Below are 17,281 nucleotides of genomic sequence, written 5' to 3'. Positions count from 1 at the left end.
TCAGGCGCGTCCGTCCGGTCCGGCCAGTGCCTCGACCAGAAGGTCGGCAAAGCGCAGCGCGGCGGGGACGCCGCCGAAGGCGTTGACCTTCGGCAGGTGATGCACGCGGCCCGATGCCACCTGCGGCAGGGCCTGCCACAATACGCTGCGGGACAGACCGCGGCGCGCCTCTGGCGGGATCTGGCCGACGATGACCAGACGCGCGTCGGGCATGGTGGCCAGCCGCTCGATCGGGACCGGGGCCATGAAACTGAAGGCGGTCTGGCCTTCCCAGGCGTTGGTCAGGCCGATCCGGGCCAGCGTGCTGCCGAAGAGGCTGTCGAAGCCGAAGGCGCGCAGATGCCGGGCGTCGCCGATATTGATGATCGCGACGGGACGCGCGGCGGGCGGCGCCAGCCGCGCGGCAGCCGCATCGAGCGCGGCGTTCGTCCGCCGGACAGCCTCCCGGCCCGCCCGGGGATCGTCGATGCGCTCGGCGAGCATGGTCAGCGCATCCATCGCTTTGGGCAAAGGCGCTTCCCCCGGCAGGTAGAAGGGCAGCGACAGGACCGGGGCAAGTTCTCGCAGGCGGTCCTCGTAGCGCGTGTAATAGGGCGAGCTGAGGATCAGCGACGGCCGCGTCAGCTGCAGCAGCTCGAAGTTGGGGGCGCCGCGCAGGCCCAGGTCCACGACGGTCTGCGGGATCTTCGGGCTGACGGCGTCGGCGCGATAGCGGATCAGCTCGCAGGCCGCGACGGGCATGTGGCCGATGGCGATGGCGGTTTCCAGCATTGCCCAATCGATGGCGGCCAGCCTGGGTGCCGGCTGCGCCGCACGCAAGGGCAAGCCCGCCGCCAGAAGCGCTCCGGCGGCGGTCAGGAGGGTTCGACGCGAGGGCCCGAGGGATGAGGCCCCGCGGCTTACCACTTGTAGGCCACCTTGGCGCTGAGAGTGCGCCCCTCGCCATAGTAGCAGCCGAAGGAACCGCAGTTGGCCAGATAGACCTCGTCGGTGATGTTGTTCAGGTTCAGCGTCGCCTCGACGTTGCCCTGCGTATAGCTGGCGCCCAGATCGACCATCGTCACGCTGTCCAGATCGAAGGTATTGCCGAAGTCACCCTTGCGCGACCCGATATGGCGCAAACCACCGCCGGCGCGGAAGCCGTTGTCGAAATTGCGGTCCACCCACAGGCTTGCCAGGTGGCGTGGCGCGTTCGGCATCTCGAGCCCGTCTTCGGGACCGCCGACCTGTTCGGTCTCGTTATAGGCATAGCTGGCGCGGATGTCCCAGCCTTGTGCCAGTTCGGCCGTCGCCTCCAGCTCCAGCCCCCTGGATTCCACCTTGCCGACCTGGCGGATGACCCCGGCGCCGACGTTCCGGGTCAGGTTTTCCTGCGTCAGGTCATAGATCGCCGCCGTGAACAGCGCGTTGTAATCCGTCGGCTGGTACTTGACCCCAAGCTCCCACTGCTTGCCTTCCGTAGGTTTCAGCGTCTCGCCGGTGGTATCATCGATGCCGATTTCCGGGTCGAAGGATGTCGAATAGCTGACATAGGGCATGACGCCGTTGGCCATGACATAGGACAGGCCCGCCCGCCCCGTCAGGGCGTTGTCTGATTGGTCGATCTCGCTTTCGCCAGCGAAGTTCGTGAAGTCGGTTCCCGACAGGTCGGTCCAGTCGTGGCGCAGGGCGAGCGAGCCCCGCCAGTTGCCGACCGAGATCTCATCCTGGGCATAAACGCCGATCTGACGCAGCTGCACATCCTGAATGCTGGTATACCAGGCCGGCGTCGTCGGCAGAGACCCGTAATCCGGATCCTGCCAATTGATCGGCTGGCCATAGAAGAACTGGGTCGTCGTATCGGCATCGTATTGCCGTATATCCAGCCCCACCAGCACGTCATGGGTCATGGCGCCGGTGTTCAGCGTGTTCGACATGCGGGTGTCGAGGTTGATGCCCGTCGTGTTCTCGAGCTGGTAGTTCGCGCCACGGGTGACAGACAATCCGTCTTCGGTCAGGCCGGATACGTAATGGCCGGTGTATTCCCAGTCGAACTTCTCGTAGCGGAAGCCCTGTCCAAGGGTCCAGCCGTTCTCCAGCTCGTGGCTGATCTCGACGCCGAAATTGGCCATCTTTCGGTCACTGTCGTCATACCCCGGCTCGCCGAAATATTCGTCGCGCAGGTCCTCGCCATCGGCGATCCGCGTCAGCGGATAAGGCACACCCGGAGGCGAGATCGGCGCATCCTCGGTATAGGACCCGATGACGTCGATCGTCGTCATGGCGTCTGGCGTATAGCGCAGCGCGGCACCCAGATAGCCCCGCTCGTTGGTCAATTCGCTGATCTGGGTCTTGTTGTCGCGCGCGATGCCGGTCAGGCGCCAGGAAAGCACGTCCGAAGGTGCCCGGTTCACGTCGAAGAACAGCTGGCCCGCATCGTTGCTGTCGTAGCCGACGCCCACTTCGTTGAAGTCGTCGGCCTGGGCGCGCTTCTGGACCTGGTTGATGATCCCCGACGGCGACCCCGCGCCATAAAGCGACGAGTTCGGGCCCTTCAGAACCTCGACCTGCTGGACGCCATAGGTTTCGAATGCCGGGGCGCCCATGTATCGCAGCTGCCGCAGGCCGTTCACGTACTGCGAGCTGCGCGCCTCGAAGCCGCGGATCGTGGGGCTGTCAAAGCGCGGATCGGTGCCGAAAGGCTCTCCCAGGACGCCGGCCGTGTAGCGCAGGGCCTGCCCCAGGGTCTGGGCGTTCTGGTCCTCGATCTGCTGGCTGGTGACCACCGAGATCGACTGCTGCGTCTCGGCCAGGGGCGTGTCGGACTTGGTCGCGACCTGTCCGTAACTGGCGACATAGCCTTCCTGCTGCGCGGCGATGTCGGTCGTCGCCGTCAGCACGATAGGATCGAGCGCGACCGGCTGCTGCGCATTCTGCGCCACCGCAGCTGACGTTGAAAGGGCGATGACGCTGACGCCGGTGTGGAAGGCGGTTCTGATAGTGGTGGACATGGGCGGCCTGCTGATTGACGAGTCGCGTCGTATCTGACTAGTTCGCTCGGGATAGTCAATCTGCCGTAACGGGCAGCGAATCGAAACGCGGTGGCACTTTCCGTCATCGCAACAGCCCGGGGGACACATGTCGCATCTGCGGACTTTTCGAAGCACCGGGACCGTCGCAACGGCCTCTGGCGCCGCAGTGGCGGCACTCAAGACCCGCGCTGCCGCGTGGGAGGTTCCGCTTGTCGAGGACGATGACGGCCTGTCGATGATGGTCTGGGGATGCGAGCTGCGCCTGACGCGGCAGACGGACAGCCTCCGCATTGACCTGCTGGCGCCCGAGAAGCGGCTGGTCGGCACCCTTCAAGACACCGCGACCGACGTCTTCGCCGAGGTGGGCCTTGCGGTCCAGTGGGATCACGTCAACGTCGGCGCGTTGGCCCCGGGACTGTCGCTGCTGCGGGTCGAGCATGTGGTCCGCCGGACGCCGAATTTCATCCGGGTGCGTCTGCGCGGGACCGATGCCGCACGGTTCGGCACCGGCAGCTTGCATTTCCGACTGTTGTTGCCACCACAGGGACGGTCGCCGCAATGGCCGCGGGTGTCCGAGACCGGCCGCACGGTCTGGCCCGAAGGTGAGGACGCCCTGCACCGGCCCGTCTACACGATTGCGGATCATGGTGCGGACTGGATCGACTTCGACATCTTCCGCCACGCCGACAGCCCGACCTGCACCTGGGCCGAAGCCGATCCCGACGGCCAGCTTGTCGGTGTGCTGGGACCAGGCGGCGGCTGGTGCCCCGATGCCCGGCGGCTATGGTTGTTCGGGGACGAGACCGCGCTGCCGGCTATCGTCCGGATGCTGCAGCTGACCGAGGCCGACGTGCGCGCCGTCCTGCGCTGCGCCCCCGAGGATCTCGGCTCACTTGCGGATCACCCCGCCGTTACCCGATGCGACGACCTGCTGGCTGCGCTCCAAGAGGTTCGGGATCTGGACGACGGCTTTGTCTGGTTCGCCGCCAGCACGGCCGAAGCCCGCCTCGCGCGGTCCGACCTGCTGGAACGAGGCCTGCCCAAGGGACGCTTCAGCGCCATCGGCTATTGGTCCGGCAACGACTGCGCTGCGGGCTGAGGGATCTGGCAAGACGGCTTGTTCTGGCCGCTCAACCCGATCTTGGCCGTTGCGGGCTGTCAAGCTGCCCATGCGCCTGAACGAGCGGCTTTGGCGGCCGCTTCGGCCCTGCTGACGCGGCAACTGTGGCCCGTATGCCCAGGTCGCCGGGGCGGCCGCTTTGATCTTGGCGGCGTTGGAAGTCTAGCTCCGCTCAGGATCTACGACCATGTTGGACGCGATGCTGACATGGGCCGCTGCTGGGCTTGCCGTCGCTATGATCGGCTGCCCGGGACTTCCCCCGGAATGCGCGGATCGCGCCTTGGCATCCATGCAAGGGCAGCCATCCTGCTGCATGTGCTGCCGGTCGTACTGTCCCTGCCGACTCGCAGTCACGGACTTGGTGGGATGGCGCCGCCCTGAACCGGCTTCATCATCGGCGGTGGCCGTCGCCCGGCAGCGTCCAAAATCGCCGGGCGGCAGGATGGCCCTTGCGGGTCTGTCTGGAAGTCGGAAGGGACAGGTGGTCTTTCCGCCGGCATCGACCACGCTATGGCAGGCGACACGCCAAGCTGAGGTGCGGCCCTCTCAGCGCCTCCGTGTTGCCAGCGTGATCAGCGTCTGTTCAAAGCCCTTCACGGTGCGCGTCATGCTATGGACGATGGCTGGGTCCTTCCTTGTTGTGAAGGCGCTCTCGAACAGGTGGATAAATTTGGTTCCGGAGTTCGACACGAAGAGAGCATTGCCAGCCATATCCGTCCTCGCAATGCTCCGTCTCCATTGGCCCTGCCTGCTCCACCCGGTCTGCCGCTTGCTTTCCTGAACCTGCGCCCTTTTGGTCGAAAAAAGGACGCTGACCTGCACAATGTCTTCCCGCTCCGCACGCTGATGGAGAGTTCGGGTCGATTTCGCAGATTGCCGATGCGCACGGCAATTGCCAGAACCGGCCGATCAGAATCGTTCAGCGCCTGGGGAACGCGAGCTTCATCGAGGCAGTCAGAGGTCGCCATGGCGGATTGCGACTTACGCGACCAGCGGCAGAGGTGATCGTCGGCCAGGTCGTTCGGCATATCAAGTCCATGGCAACGCGGTGGACTGCAGCACCTGCCCGCGCGCTGAAGGCTGCGGCCTGCTGGCCAACTTTTCAAATCGGTAAAGGCCTTCCTCTCCGTGCTCGACAGGAATCGCGTGTCAGATCTGGCGCGCACGGCGGATGCCGTCTGGCACCTGTCCGAGGTCGGATGACGCGGCCGTGTCAGCCACAGGTCTTCAATCTGCCTCCTGTTTAGGCTTATTGGTTCCTTTTCATGCAGTCCAATGCGCGGAGGTGTCGCTTTTGGTCCACGAACTGAGACGTGCGCTGCGGTCTTTCGGACCGTCCATTGCCTCTGCGTCATGGGCGGAGGCTTTGCGCGCGGGGGTCGGCGCGCTGGTTGGCCTTGCCATTGCCGGCATCTTCGCGCTGTCGCCCGCTGTCGACGCGCAGCTGGGATTGTACCTGATCGCCCCCTTCGGCGCGAGTTCGGTTCTGCTGTTTGCCGTTCCGAACAGTCCGCTGGCGCAGCCTTGGGCGGCGGTTGTAGGCAACACGGTGGCCGCAGTCATCGGCGTCGCTGCCTGTCTTCTCGTGGCTGACCCGGCACTTCGTATCGCGGTTGCTGTCGGGGCTGCCATCACGGCCACGATCCTGTGTCGCGCGCTTCATCCCCCGGCAGGCGCAGTCGCGATGACTGCGGCCATGAGTCCGGACGCCATCGCGGATCTCGGGTTCCGCTTCGCCGTGACACCGGTCGCCGCAGGAACGCTGTTGCTGGTGGCCCTTGCGGCAGTCTACGCGCGCCTGACCGGTCGTCACTATCCGATGCGGCAGCATGATGAGCCGAACATCAACCGCACCTCCGATCCGTCGCCGAGCACGAGGATCGGCCTGTCGGAAACGCAGCTCGTCGACCTTCTCGAGCGCTATCGCCAGAACTTCAACCTCGGCGCCGAGGATCTGGCGCGGCTGGTGGGCGCTGCAGAGCTGCAAGCCGCAGCACAGCGGACCGGACCTGTCACCGCCGAAACAATCATGTCGCGCGACCTGGTAACGGTCGGCCCCGATACCCCGGCCGAGGAGGTCGCCGCCCTGTTTCGACGGCACCGGTTCACCTCGATCCCTGTCGTTGAGGAGGGGTGTTATCTTGGCGTCATCTACCAGATCCACCTGATCGGCGCCGACAGCGCAGACCCGGCGGACAGGTTGATGCAGGCAGATGTCCCCCACGCCTCTCCCGCAACGACACTTGGTGCATTGCTTCCTCTGATGGCCGAGGGTGACGTCGATGCCGTCCCGATCCTTGAAGACGAGCGCATCACCGGCATCGTGACGCGGACGGACCTGATCAGCGCGCTGGCGCGGCACAACATGCCGTGTGACATCGAAGGCGCTCTGGGACCGTGCCCTCAGACGTGAAAATGCATGGAATACATCGTCATCGACGGCCTTGGGCCCGAGCTTTCGATGATCTGCCAGGCATGCATGCGTCAGCATCACCAGTCGCATTCGACGGTCGGCATAGGCATCATACCCTTCTGCGATCCCGGTAACTCGAAGCCCCGCCAGCAGGACCTCAAGATGTAACGGCGACTTAGGGCACGACGGAAGATCACATATTCGCGCAAGTCTGTCCCCCTTCGGGGTGGTCCAGACGATGTTCTGGCTGGGGGCCTTGATGTCGCAGGTCTTGCAGTGGACGCAGTTCTGGAAGTTGATGACGAAGCGCGGGCCGTCCGCATCCTCGACCACCTCGTAGACGCCTGCGGGGCAATAGCGCTGCGCCGGTTCGGCATATTCCGGCAGGTTCACCCCGATCGGCACCGACGGGTCGCGCAGCTTCAGGTGGCAGGGCTGGCTTTCCTCGTGGTTGGTGAAGCTGAAAGCGACGTTCGTCAGCCGGTCGAAGGACAGCACGCCGTCGGGCCTGGCATAATCGATCGGCTTGTGATCACGCGCCTTGCCGGTGGCCGCGGCGTCGGACTTGCCGTGCTTCCAGGTGCCCATCGGGTTCCAGCCGGTCAGGTTCGCCACCCACATGTCGGCCGCGCCCAGCATCATACTGGCGGTCAGGCCCAACGCGCTTGAGGTCCTGCCCGATCGCACCGCCGCGCACGGCGTCGTCATAGGCGGTCAGCCGGTCGCCCTCGCGGCCCGCCTTGATGACGAAAAGACCTCGGGAGCATTTACAAGGTCATCGGAGCCAGCACCTGAAAGACTGCTTTCCAAGTCGGAGAAGGGTTAGATCAACGAATTCGCAATGCCATCTGAAGATGGGGCGCCTTCAGATGCTGGTTTTCGAAGCGTTGCCGTCTCCATGCCCGTTCCAACTTCGGATCCACGGGCGGGCGTCGGCGAAATGCACGGCTATTGGCAGTTTGGCCGGTGCAGCATGGTTATGGCGCGGCTGTACAGCCAGCCGCGCCATGGTGTTAGGTCAGCTAACGAACAGTCAGCTCCTCGGCTTGCTGTTCTCGGGGTCATAGAGGGGCTGGTAGCCGACGCCCGCGACTTCGACCGTATAGGGCTCATCGAAATATGTGACCTTCAACTTGCGGCCGACCTGGCAATAGCCCCACGGCAGGTAGGCAAGCGCGATGTTCTTGCCGATGCTTGGGCCAAAGGCGATCGAGGTCGTGTAGGACCGCCGCCCCAGCTCGTCGACCAACACGCGGCCGGTGTCCGGATCCATCACCGGTAGGGTGCCCACCGGATAGCGAGCGACGCCCTGGCTGTCCACGTTGCCGGTCATCACCAGCGTGCAGAGCATCGCGGGCTGGTGCTCGCGCGCGCGGAACTCCTGGTGCTTGGCCTTGCCGACGAAGTCCGCCTCCTTGACCTTGGGACGGGCGAGGTCGGCCTCCAGCAGGTTGTACTGCGTCAGCAGGTCGGCGTTCTGCAGGCGCAGCGACTTTTCCAGACGGCGCGAGTTCGCATAGGTCTCGACCCCCACGGCCATGACGCCGGCGCCCCGCAGCGCGTCCCAGACCGCCAGGCCGTCGTCATAGCGCATGTGCAGCTCCCAGCCCTGTTCGCCCACATACGAGATGCGGAAGGCCATGACCTTGCAGCCGGCGATCTCGATCTCGCGGATGGCGGCGAAGGGGAAGGTCGCCGCGTCCAGCGCGTCCGGATCGGCGACGACCTTCTTCAAATTCTCCCGCGCGTTCGGCCCCCAGATGCCGATCGTCGTATAATATTCGCTCACGTCGGTGACGGTGACGTCGAAGCCCTTGTCCTGCGCCACGCGGCGCATGTACATCAGGTCGCGCGGCCCGGCATCGGCGCCGTTCACCAGCCGGCAGCGGTCGGCCATGCGGAAGACGGTAAAGTCCGCGCGGACCATCCCCTCCTCGTCAAGCATGTGCGTGTAGATGCCCTTGCCGATGTTGCCGTCGCCGCCGATCCTGGCCGCGCAGAGCCACTCCATCAGCGCCACGTGGTCGGGACCGCTGATATCCGTCATGTGGAAGTGCGACAGGTTGATGATGCCGCAATCGGCGCTCATCTCCAGCTGCTCGGCGTTCGACACGCGCCAGAAGTGGCGACTGTCCCACTCGTTCTCGCGCACCGGCACCTGGTCGGCATATTTCTCCAGCAGGTGCTCGTTGGCGGCATAGCCGTGGGCACGTTCCCAGCCGCCCAGCTCCATGAAATAGCCGCCCAGTTCCTTCTCACGCTCGTGGAAGGGCGAGCGGCGGATACCCCGCGCATTGCCGAAGGGCTCGCGCGGATGGACCGGGGGGTTGTAGATCTTGGCGGCGGTTTCCTCGCAGCGGCCCCAGATATAGTCCTCGGTCAGCTGGAAGTCGTTGAAGCGCGCATAGTCGATGGCGTGGTGGTCGATCTCGGTGCGGCCCTTGGTCATCCAGTCGGCGATCAGCTTGCCCATGCCGGGCCCGTCCTTGACCCAGATCGCGACAGCATACCACAGCCCGCGCAGCTTGCGGCTTTCGCCCATGGACGGGCCGCCGTCCGTGGTGGTCTGCAGCAGGCCGTTGAACGAATGGCTTTCGTTGAAGCCAAGCTCGGCCAGGATCGGCGTCAGTTCCATCGCCCGCTCCAGCGGCTCGATCACGTCGTCCAGCACCAGGTCGCGCTGCGAGGGCGAGAGGCGCGCCTCGTGCTTTTCCAGCAGCTCGCGCGGATGAACCATCCGCACGTCCTTTTCGTAATAGTAGCCCCACTCGATCTGGCCGCCCTCGGTCGTGTCGGGGTCGCCCGTGTCGCGCAGGTAGGCCGAGTTGCCCTGGTCGCGCAGCAGCGGGCGGCCGATTTCCAGGCCGGTGCCGGCGAACTCGTCATAGGGGCCGAAGAAGGTCAGCGGGTGGTCGACCGGCATCACGGGCAGGTCCTCGCCCGCCATTTCGGCAATGAGGCGTCCCCAGAGGCCCGCGCAGACGACCACGTGATCGGCCATGATCGTGCCGCGCGTCGTGCGCACGCCGGTGATGCGGCCATTCTCGTGCAGGAGTTCGAGCGCCGGAGTGTTTGCGAAAGCCTTCAGCTTGCCCGCCGCCTCGGCCATATCGACCAGCTTGCCTGCAACCGTCTGCGAACGCGGCACGACAAGGCCCGCATCCGGATCCCACAGCGCGCCCTGGATCTGGTCCTCCTCCAGCAGCGGGAACTTCTCCTTCGCCTCTGCGGCCGAGATGATGCTGACATTGGTGCCGAAGGCGCGCCCGCTGTCCACGCGACGCTTCAGTTCTGCCATGCGGGCATCGTCGCCCACGCGCGCGACCTCAAGGCCACCGATGCGCTTGTAGTGGCCCAGCTTCTCGTAGAAATCCATGGAGTACATGGTGGTCCAGCAAGACAGCAGGTCATGGCTGGTGGCGTAGCAGAAATCCGAGGCATGCGCCGTCGACCCGACATCCGTCGGGATGCCCGACTTGTCGATTCCCACGATGTCGTCCCAACCGTTCTCGATCAGGTGATGGGCGACCGAGGCACCCACGATACCGCCAAGGCCGACGATGACGACGCGGGCGTGCTGCGGAAATGAGGACATCTTTTTGATCCTTGCGGCTGTTATGGCGCGGCGTCTGCGCCGGTCCTTCGGGTTGTTGCCCCGCCGCGGCGGCGGCGGGATCAGAGGTGCACATGACACCGGTACGGCATTATGCCCCTACGGCAGGGCGGTGATTCAGTCCAGCTTCGGCAAAGGCAGCCCTGCGCGGCGGAAGGCCGCAATCGGGGTGTCGTGCATCAGCGTCATGATGGTCATCGGTCCATGCTCGGCCGGGCCTGATGGCCCGTGCGCACAGGGTGGCCAAGGCGAGATCGACATCGCCCACAAGACGCTTGGCAACATCAGGAAGCCAAGGGGTGTGCGGGACACCAGCCCCGGCAAGCGCGACGCCAGGGAGCCCGCATTCTCCGGGTGCAGACCGCCCACGTCCTTGGACGGGTCGATCGCCTTTATCACCGCCAGGCTGTCCAGATAGCCCGGCAGCGGCAGCGGCAGCGGCAGCTGCACCAAGCATGCCATCCACCGCGTCATCTGCGTTCCGCTGCGCGACCAGCGCCATCGGCTCTGCCTGGGACACCGTCTCGGGCAGGGCATGTTCGAAGCTTTTCGTCCCCAGCTTGAGGGCCACGCGGCCCTTGCTGCGGACATGGACCTCGCTGCCGGGGCCGGTGCCGACCAGCACCACCGCCAGCCGCGGCGCGCGCCCGATGCGGGTGGTGAAGTCCTGCACGTGATGGACGATACGGTCGCCCGGTCCTGCGGCATGTGCTTTGCCGTCGATGATCGCGCCCGTGGCCGGACGCTTCCGCGTGGCGGCTTCGGCCATCACAACGCGCGCTCCATCTGAGGCACGATGTCGAAGATGTCGCCGACGATGCCGTAATCGGCCACCTGGAAGATCGGCGCTTCGCCGTCAGTGTTGATAGCCACGATGACGCGGCTGTCCTTCATGCCGGCCAGGTGCTGGATCGCGCCGGAGATTCCGCAGGCGATGTAAAGATCCGGCGCAACAACCTTGCCGGTCTGCCCGACCTGGAAATCGTTCGCGGCATAGCCCGCATCGACCGCAGCGCGGCTGGCACCAACGGCAGCGCCCAGCTTGTCGGCCAGAGGGTTGATGGTCGCCTCGAACCGCTCCTTCGAGCCGAGGGCGCGACCGCCCGAGACCACGATCCGCGCCGAGGAAAGGTCGGGACGGTCGTTCGCCGACAGCAGGTTCTGGCGGAAGCTGGACAGGACGGGCGCCACGGGAGGCTTGATGGCGATTATGGGCGCCACGGCGCTGCCGGCAGCGGCGGGCGTGAAGCTGGCGCTGCGGACCGTCAGGACACGCACGGCCTCGGCCGACTGCACGACCTCTATCGCGTTGCCCGCATAGATCGGGCGCTTGAAGGTGTCTGGTGAAACGACTTCGGTCACCTCGGACACCTGCATCACGTCCAGAAGGGCCGCGACGCGGGGCAGCACGTTCTTGCCGCTGCTGGTCGCCGGGGCCAGGATCGTGTCGTAGTCGCCGGACAGCTGCACGATCAGCGCGGCGACGGGCTCGGCCAGGCGTTCCGCCAGCGCGTCGCCCTCGGCCAGCAGTACGCGGCGCACGCCGACCAGGGCCGCGGCGGCCTCGGCCGCCGGGGCGGCGCCCTGGCCGGCGATCAGGATGTCCACCTCGGCGCCGATCTGCAGCGCGGCGCCGAGGGCGCGGGCGCTGTGTTCGGAAAGGGAGGCGTTGTCGTGGTCGGCGAAAAGAAGGGTTGCCATGTCGATGTCTCCCTGGATCAGATGACGGCAGCTTCGGTCTTCAGCTTGTCAAGCAATTCGGCGACGCTGCCGACCTTGATGCCGCTGGCGCGGGCTGCCGGTTCCTCGACCCGCAGGACGTTCAGGCGCGGCGCGACGGAAACGCTCAGTTCGTTTGGGGTCTGCTGCACCAGCGGCTTCTTCTTGGCCTTCATGATGTTGGGCAGCGACGCATAGCGCGGCTCGTTCAGGCGCAGGTCCGCGGTGACCACGGCGGGCAGCGTCAGTTCGATCTGCTGGAGGCCGCCGTCGATCTCTCGGGTAACCAGCGCACTGCCGCCCGACATCTCGATCTTGGACGCAAACGTCGCCTGGCTCCAGCCGAGCAGGGCGGACAGCATCTGGCCGGTCTGGTTGCAGTCGTCGTCGATCGCCTGCTTGCCCACGATGATCATCCCCGCCTCCTCCGCCTGCGCCACGCGCTGCAAGATCTTTGCGACAGCCAGCGGCTCCACCCGGCCTTCCGCAACGACCAGAATGGCACGGTCCGCGCCCATGGCCAGGGCAGTGCGCAGAACCTCCTGCGCCTGAGCGGGACCGACCGAGACGACCACGACTTCCGAGGCCTCGCCGTCCTCTTTCATGCGGACCGCCTGTTCGACCGCAATTTCGTCGAAGGGGTTCATCGACATCTTCGCATTGGCCAGATCAACGCCGGTTCCGTCGGTTTTCACGCGGATCTTGACGTTGTGATCGACCACCCGCTTCACCGGGACCAGGATCTTCATGTCGCTTCCTCTCTGGCGGTCGCCCCGCGGCGGGGCAGGTTCTATTGGGGCATCGACCCGGTAGGTGCCGCGCAGAGGTTCCCTCCGCCGTGCATTCACCCTCAATCGATACCGGTTCGGTCTTTCCCCCACCTTGCCGTTGCGCCGCCCCTGGCGACAGGACAATTGCGTCATCGCGGGATTAGGGCTACGACATGAAACTGCCAGAGTCAGCCTGAGGCCGCGACATGAGCCTTGCCCCCACCCTGCCCCGCCCCGATTTCCGCCCGCTTCGCCGCCAGCAGGGCGAGGCGCGACTGTCGGTGGGCTTCATCCTGGCCAAGCGGTTCACGCTGTGCGCCTTTGCCAATTTCGTCGATGTCCTGCGGCTGGCGGCGGACGAGGGCGACCGGTCGCGGCCAATCCTGTGCAACTGGACGGTCCTGTCGGACACGATGGAAGGCGTGACCTCAAGCTGTGGGATCAGCGTTCAGCCGAAAGAGCGGTTGGGCGATCCCGCCCGGTTCGACTACGTCGTCGTGATCGGCGGGTTGATGGAGGACGAGGCCATCCTGCCTCCCGGCTATCACAAGTTCCTGCACGACGCGGCGGCGGCGGCGGTTCCGCTGGTCGGTGTCTGCACCGGCGCATTCCTTCTGCACCAGGCGGGGCTTCTGCAGGGGTATCGCTGCTGTGTCAGCTGGTTCCACCACGTCGACTTCCTGGAGCAGTTCGAGGGTCTGAACCCCGTGACCGACCAGATTTTCGTGGTGGATCGGGACCGCCTGACCTGTTCCGGCGGGGCCAGCTCGGCCCATCTGGCCGCCTATCTGGTCGACAAGCATGTCGGCCGCGCGCAGGCCAGCAAGAGCCTGCACATCATGATCATCGACGAGGCGCTGCAGGCGGAAAAGCCGCAGCCCGGCATCACGATGGACTTCAAGACGCGTGACCCTATGGTCCTGCGGGCGCTGCTGCTGATGCAGCAGAACATCGAACAGCCATTTACCGTGGCCGAGATCGCAAAGCGCATCGGCCACAGTAAGCGACAGCTCGAACGTCATTTCCAGGCCGCCCTTGGCACGTCGCCACAGGCGGCCTTTCTGGACATGCGCCTGTCGCTGGCCCATCACCTCATCATCACGGGCGACCGCGCCATCTCGCAGATCGCGCTGGAATGCGGCTTCTGCGACTCGTCGCATCTCAGCCGGATGTTCCGCCGCCGCTACGGCCAGACCCCCCAGGCGCTGCGGTCCGTGTCGCGGCCCTGAACGATACGGACCCCCGCAGCACACGCGGGGGCCCGTGTTCATTTTCAAGAGAAGTTCTGGTTCAGCGCGGTTCGCTGGCCAAGCCCTTCCAGATCGCGACGCACATCAGCAGCAGCAGCACCGTGAAGGGTAGACCTGTCGAGATGACCATAGACTGCAGCGATGCCAGCCCGCCCGCCGACATCAGCAGAACGATTGCGACGATCGCCTCGAAGACGCACCAGAAGACGCGTTGCGGGATGGGCGCATCAACCTTGCCGCCAGAGGTGATCGTGTCGATCACCAGCGATCCCGAATCCGACGAGGTGACGAAGAACACAACAACCAGCACGATGCCGACGAACGACGTGATCTGCGCCAGCGGCAGCCCGTCCAGCATGGCGAACAGCTGCAGCGGCAGGTCGGCATCACGGACCGCACCAGAGCCTTCGCGGACAAGCTGGCTGATCGCCTCGCCGCCGAAGATCGACATCCAGACCACGCAGACAAGCGAAGGGATCAGAAGAACGCTGATGAGGAATTCCCTGACCGTGCGGCCGCGCGAGACACGGGCGATGAACATGCCGACGAAGGGCGACCAGCTGACCCACCACGCCCAGTAGAACGATGTCCACCCCTGCATGAAGTTCACGTCGTCGCGTCCGACGGGGTTCGACAGCGCCGGCAGATACTGGATGTATGCAACCAGGAAGTCGCCCATGTCGGTGATCAACAGCAGCGTCGGCCCCGCGAACAGCACGAACATGAGCAGCGCGAACGCCAGCACCATGTTGATTTCGGACATGCGCTTCACGCCAGCCTCAAGGCCCCGGACCACGGAGTAGAGCGCGATCGCCGTGATGCCGATGATCAGGATGATCTGCGAGGTTTCCGAGATCGGCATGCCGAACAGCTTGTTGAAGCCGGCATTGGCCTGCACCGCCCCAAGCCCGAGGGAGGTAGCAAGGCCGAAAAGTGTCGCGAAGACGGCCAGGATGTCGATCAGGTGGCCCGGCCATCCCCAGACGCGTTCTCCGAATATCGGGTAGAAGGCGGACCGGATCGTCAGCGGAAGACCCTTGTTATAGCTGAACAGCGCCAAGCTGAGGCCGACCACCGCATAGATTGCCCAAGGGTGCAGTGCCCAGTGGAAGATCGTCGCGGCCATGCCGAGGCGGATGGCCTCCTGTTCGGTCACGGCGGCGCCAAGCGGCGCCCAGTCCGTGCGGACCCCGTCGGCCGCGGCCACGACGCCGCCCGCCGAAGAACTGAAGTGGCTCAGCGGCTCGCTGACACCATAAAACATCAAGCCGATACCCATGCCAGCCGCGAACAACATCGAGAACCAGCTGACGTAGCCGAAATCCGGGGTCGCGTTCGCGCCGCCAAGCCGGATCTTGCCATACGGGCTGACGACCAGCACCAGGCAGAGGATCACGAAGACGTCCGCTGCGCCGATGAAGAACCAGTCGAACCGTTTCGTCGCCCCCGAAAACAGGGCCGAGAAAATGTTGTCCGCCAGCGTCGGGAAGATCATCGTGAAGGCCACGAAGCCGACGATGCAGAGGGCCGAGATGAGAAAGACCGGGTTATGGACGCTGAACCCCAATGGCCCCAGCCGCCCCTCGATGTTGTCCTGCCCCACTTCATATCCGGTGTGGATGACGCTTTCCGGCGGCGGCGCATCTGTCCGCTGTTCGGCTCCGCCTGGGTCTACGGTGAATGTCAATCTTTGTCCTCCTGTGTTGGCCCGTGCCTGCCTGAAGGGTCCATGCCGATGACGCCGTCTTGATCTTTTACGAGGCAGAAGGCACTGCGCCTTGGCGGCCGAGGGAGATTGATCTCCTGCGCGCTTCGTCCTGTAATTTCGCGGCTGAGTTCGGATCGGGGACGAGACAAGCAACGTGAAGTTCGACGGTTATGTGTCGAAGTGCTGCAACATTGCAGAACGGGTGCGACATTTTGCCGGTAGCTTCGCGGCGCGAACATCAGGCCCATCCAATTCGGAAGCATATCCCTTGTTGCTTTCCGCAGATCGGGACGGCAGTGCATCGTGCGCACTGGCGCAAAGTTGCTGGCACCCCGTCGCAAATCTTCACGCCGGTGACTTGCCGAGGCGTTAGGCGTGGAGGTCATGATATCCCGCGCTGCCCGCTGCCAGGGTCCGCGGGGTGATCGCCATTCCCCGATAGCGGCCGCGAAGAGGTAATTTCCATGCCCCAGTTCATCCTGACCGTCTCCTGCCCCGTCCGCATTGGGATTGTCGCGCAGATTTCCAACTTCCTTGCCGCAGCGGGATGCAACATCCACGACAGTTCGCAATTCACCGACCTGCAGAACGATCGCTTCTTCATGCGTCTGAGCTTCAAGTCCGAGCAGGGCAAGACCCGTGGGGAACTGGATCAGGAATTCCGTAGCGCGGCCAGGGACTCGGACATCGATTTCGCCTTTCACGATCCTTGCGAGAAGATGAAGGTCGTCATCATGGTCAGCCGCTTCGGACACTGCCTGAACGACCTGCTGTATCGCTGGCGGATCGGGGCCCTCCCCATCGACATCGTTGCCGTTATCTCGAATCACATGGATTATCAGAAGGTGGTGGTGAACCACGATCTGCCATTCCACTGCATCAAGGTCTCAAGCCAGAACAAGGCCAAAGCCGAGGCTGAGCAGATGCGTATCGTTCAGGAGACCGGGGCTGACCTTGTCGTTCTGGCGCGATATATGCAGGTCCTGTCCGACGAGATGTGCCAGAAGATGTCGGGGCGGATCATCAACATCCACCATTCGTTCCTTCCCAGCTTCAAGGGCGCCAACCCATACAAGCAAGCCTTCGACCGCGGCGTGAAACTGATCGGCGCCACCAGCCACTATGTCACCGCCGACCTCGATGAAGGTCCGATCATCGAACAGGACACGGTCCGCGTCACTCACGCTCAGAGTGCTGGCGACTATGTCAGCCTTGGCCGGGATGTAGAGAGCCAAGTCCTTGCCCGAGCGATCCACGCCCACATCCACCGCCGCGTGTTCATCAGCGGAGACAAGACCGTTGTCTTCCCCGCCAGCCCGAATGAGTATGCTTCCGAGCGTATGGGCTGATACACACCGTTTGCAGCGCCAGCGCCGGCCCTGCAGACGCCGAAATCTGCATTCACTTTTCCGGTGCGGTACCAGCATCGCCGCGCGTTGTCCCTTTCGCGCAATGATGTTCATGATGGACCCTTGCTGGAGAAGCAGGGGTGGGTTCAACCTGTCAGCGCAACATCTTTGATCCGAGATGTTCTGGAGGGACCCGCGATGGCACGAACCGGTCGCCCGGGCTTGTCGCATGATCAGAAGACCGAACTTTGGCGCCGTTGGAAGGCCGGGGGAGACGCTGAGTGGTATCGAGCGGGCTTTGGGCAGGCATGCCGCTTCGGTGTTTGGC

The 17,281-nt window shown here is 64.6% G+C and carries 13 protein-coding genes and 2 pseudogenes; 6 read left to right on the top strand and 9 right to left on the bottom strand.

What is annotated here, in order from left to right; all coding sequences use genetic code 11:
- Complete coding sequence (locus OC159_RS09285) at window positions 1-906, bottom strand: ABC transporter substrate-binding protein (RefSeq protein WP_407674082.1); 906 nt, start codon at window positions 904-906, stop codon at window positions 1-3.
- Complete coding sequence (locus tag OC159_RS09280; RefSeq protein WP_265500869.1) at window positions 900-2,990, bottom strand: TonB-dependent siderophore receptor; 2,091 nt, start codon at window positions 2,988-2,990, stop codon at window positions 900-902. The genes OC159_RS09285 and OC159_RS09280 overlap by 7 nt, the downstream gene beginning before the upstream one ends.
- 127 nt (window positions 2,991-3,117) lie before the next feature.
- On the opposite strand from OC159_RS09280, the gene OC159_RS09275 reads away from it, so the two are divergent.
- On the top strand, window positions 3,118-4,110 hold the full coding sequence (locus OC159_RS09275; RefSeq protein WP_265500868.1) for a siderophore-interacting protein: 993 nt from the start codon (window positions 3,118-3,120) through the stop codon (window positions 4,108-4,110).
- A gap of 567 nt (window positions 4,111-4,677) precedes the next feature.
- Here the strand turns inward: OC159_RS09275 and OC159_RS09270 are convergent.
- Window positions 4,678-4,842, bottom strand: a complete 165-nt coding sequence (locus OC159_RS09270) for a hypothetical protein (RefSeq protein WP_265500867.1) — start codon at window positions 4,840-4,842, stop codon at window positions 4,678-4,680.
- Between the two features lie 140 nt (window positions 4,843-4,982).
- Between OC159_RS09270 and OC159_RS20140 the strand changes: the two are divergent.
- A pseudogene (locus OC159_RS20140) lies at window positions 4,983-5,378 on the top strand (Rrf2 family transcriptional regulator); the annotation flags it as partial.
- A 59-nt stretch (window positions 5,379-5,437) separates the two neighbouring features.
- Entirely contained in the window at window positions 5,438-6,544 is a 1,107-nt protein-coding gene (locus tag OC159_RS09265; RefSeq protein ID WP_265500939.1) for an HPP family protein, read from the top strand.
- Window positions 6,545-6,760: 216 nt separating this feature from the next.
- Here OC159_RS09265 and OC159_RS09260 read toward each other — a convergent pair.
- The 3 genes and pseudogenes from OC159_RS09260 to OC159_RS20135 all read right to left on the bottom strand — a co-directional run.
- Window positions 6,761-7,289 (bottom strand): annotated as a pseudogene (locus tag OC159_RS09260) (4Fe-4S dicluster domain-containing protein); the annotation flags it as partial.
- Window positions 7,290-7,577: 288 nt separating this feature from the next.
- Window positions 7,578-10,139, bottom strand: coding sequence for a GcvT family protein (locus OC159_RS09255; RefSeq protein ID WP_265500866.1), 2,562 nt, complete (start codon window positions 10,137-10,139; stop codon window positions 7,578-7,580).
- 109 nt (window positions 10,140-10,248) lie between these two features.
- A complete protein-coding gene (locus OC159_RS20135; RefSeq protein ID WP_407674085.1) occupies window positions 10,249-10,830 on the bottom strand; it encodes a tetrahydrofolate dehydrogenase/cyclohydrolase catalytic domain-containing protein in 582 nt (193 codons plus the stop codon).
- On the opposite strand from OC159_RS20135, the gene OC159_RS09245 reads away from it, so the two are divergent.
- Window positions 10,747-10,947 carry a hypothetical protein gene (locus OC159_RS09245; RefSeq protein WP_265500864.1) on the top strand — a complete coding sequence of 67 codons (201 nt, stop codon included), beginning with the start codon at window positions 10,747-10,749 and terminating at the stop codon, window positions 10,945-10,947. The genes OC159_RS20135 and OC159_RS09245 overlap by 84 nt on opposite strands.
- Here OC159_RS09245 and OC159_RS09240 read toward each other — a convergent pair.
- Window positions 10,926-11,858: an electron transfer flavoprotein subunit alpha/FixB family protein gene (locus tag OC159_RS09240; protein ID WP_265500863.1), complete on the bottom strand. Its 933-nt coding sequence runs from the start codon at window positions 11,856-11,858 to the stop codon at window positions 10,926-10,928. The genes OC159_RS09245 and OC159_RS09240 overlap by 22 nt on opposite strands.
- A gap of 17 nt (window positions 11,859-11,875) precedes the next feature.
- Window positions 11,876-12,625 carry an electron transfer flavoprotein subunit beta/FixA family protein gene (locus OC159_RS09235; protein WP_265500862.1) on the bottom strand — a complete coding sequence of 250 codons (750 nt, stop codon included), beginning with the start codon at window positions 12,623-12,625 and terminating at the stop codon, window positions 11,876-11,878.
- A 227-nt stretch (window positions 12,626-12,852) separates the two neighbouring features.
- On the opposite strand from OC159_RS09235, the gene OC159_RS09230 reads away from it, so the two are divergent.
- A complete protein-coding gene (locus tag OC159_RS09230; RefSeq protein WP_265500861.1) occupies window positions 12,853-13,875 on the top strand; it encodes a GlxA family transcriptional regulator in 1,023 nt (340 codons plus the stop codon).
- Between the two features lie 61 nt (window positions 13,876-13,936).
- Here OC159_RS09230 and OC159_RS09225 read toward each other — a convergent pair whose 3' ends face one another.
- Window positions 13,937-15,583 (bottom strand): BCCT family transporter, encoded by a 1,647-nt coding sequence (locus OC159_RS09225; RefSeq protein ID WP_407674081.1) that lies wholly within the window; start codon window positions 15,581-15,583, stop codon window positions 13,937-13,939.
- Window positions 15,584-16,068: 485 nt separating this feature from the next.
- Between OC159_RS09225 and purU the strand changes: the two genes are divergently transcribed.
- The gene (gene purU / locus OC159_RS09220) at window positions 16,069-16,953 is read left to right on the top strand and encodes a formyltetrahydrofolate deformylase (protein ID WP_265500860.1); all 885 of its coding nucleotides are present in this window, start codon (window positions 16,069-16,071) and stop codon (window positions 16,951-16,953) included.
- The last annotated feature ends 328 nt before the right edge of the window (window positions 16,954-17,281 follow it).

The sequence above is a fragment of the Paracoccus beibuensis genome (genome assembly GCF_026162625.1).
GTDB classification, from domain to species: domain Bacteria; phylum Pseudomonadota; class Alphaproteobacteria; order Rhodobacterales; family Rhodobacteraceae; genus Paracoccus; species Paracoccus beibuensis.
This window is presented reverse-complemented; position numbering and strand designations above follow the sequence as displayed.

What these genes read in the sequence shown, in the direction of transcription:
- OC159_RS09270 (WP_265500867.1), bottom strand. Translation starts at nt 4,842, where the DNA reads ATGGCTGGCAATGCTCTCTTCGTGTCGAACTCCGGAACCAAATTTATC.
- OC159_RS09255 (WP_265500866.1), bottom strand. Translation starts at nt 10,139, where the DNA reads ATGTCCTCATTTCCGCAGCACGCCCGCGTCGTCATCGTCGGCCTTGGC.
- purU (WP_265500860.1), top strand. Translation starts at nt 16,069, where the DNA reads ATGCCCCAGTTCATCCTGACCGTCTCCTGCCCCGTCCGCATTGGGATT.
- OC159_RS09280 (WP_265500869.1), bottom strand. Translation starts at nt 2,990, where the DNA reads ATGTCCACCACTATCAGAACCGCCTTCCACACCGGCGTCAGCGTCATC.
- OC159_RS09240 (WP_265500863.1), bottom strand. Translation starts at nt 11,858, where the DNA reads ATGGCAACCCTTCTTTTCGCCGACCACGACAACGCCTCCCTTTCCGAA.
- OC159_RS09245 (WP_265500864.1), top strand. Translation starts at nt 10,747, where the DNA reads ATGGACCTCGCTGCCGGGGCCGGTGCCGACCAGCACCACCGCCAGCCG.
- OC159_RS09230 (WP_265500861.1), top strand. Translation starts at nt 12,853, where the DNA reads ATGAGCCTTGCCCCCACCCTGCCCCGCCCCGATTTCCGCCCGCTTCGC.
- OC159_RS09235 (WP_265500862.1), bottom strand. Translation starts at nt 12,625, where the DNA reads ATGAAGATCCTGGTCCCGGTGAAGCGGGTGGTCGATCACAACGTCAAG.
- OC159_RS09275 (WP_265500868.1), top strand. Translation starts at nt 3,118, where the DNA reads ATGTCGCATCTGCGGACTTTTCGAAGCACCGGGACCGTCGCAACGGCC.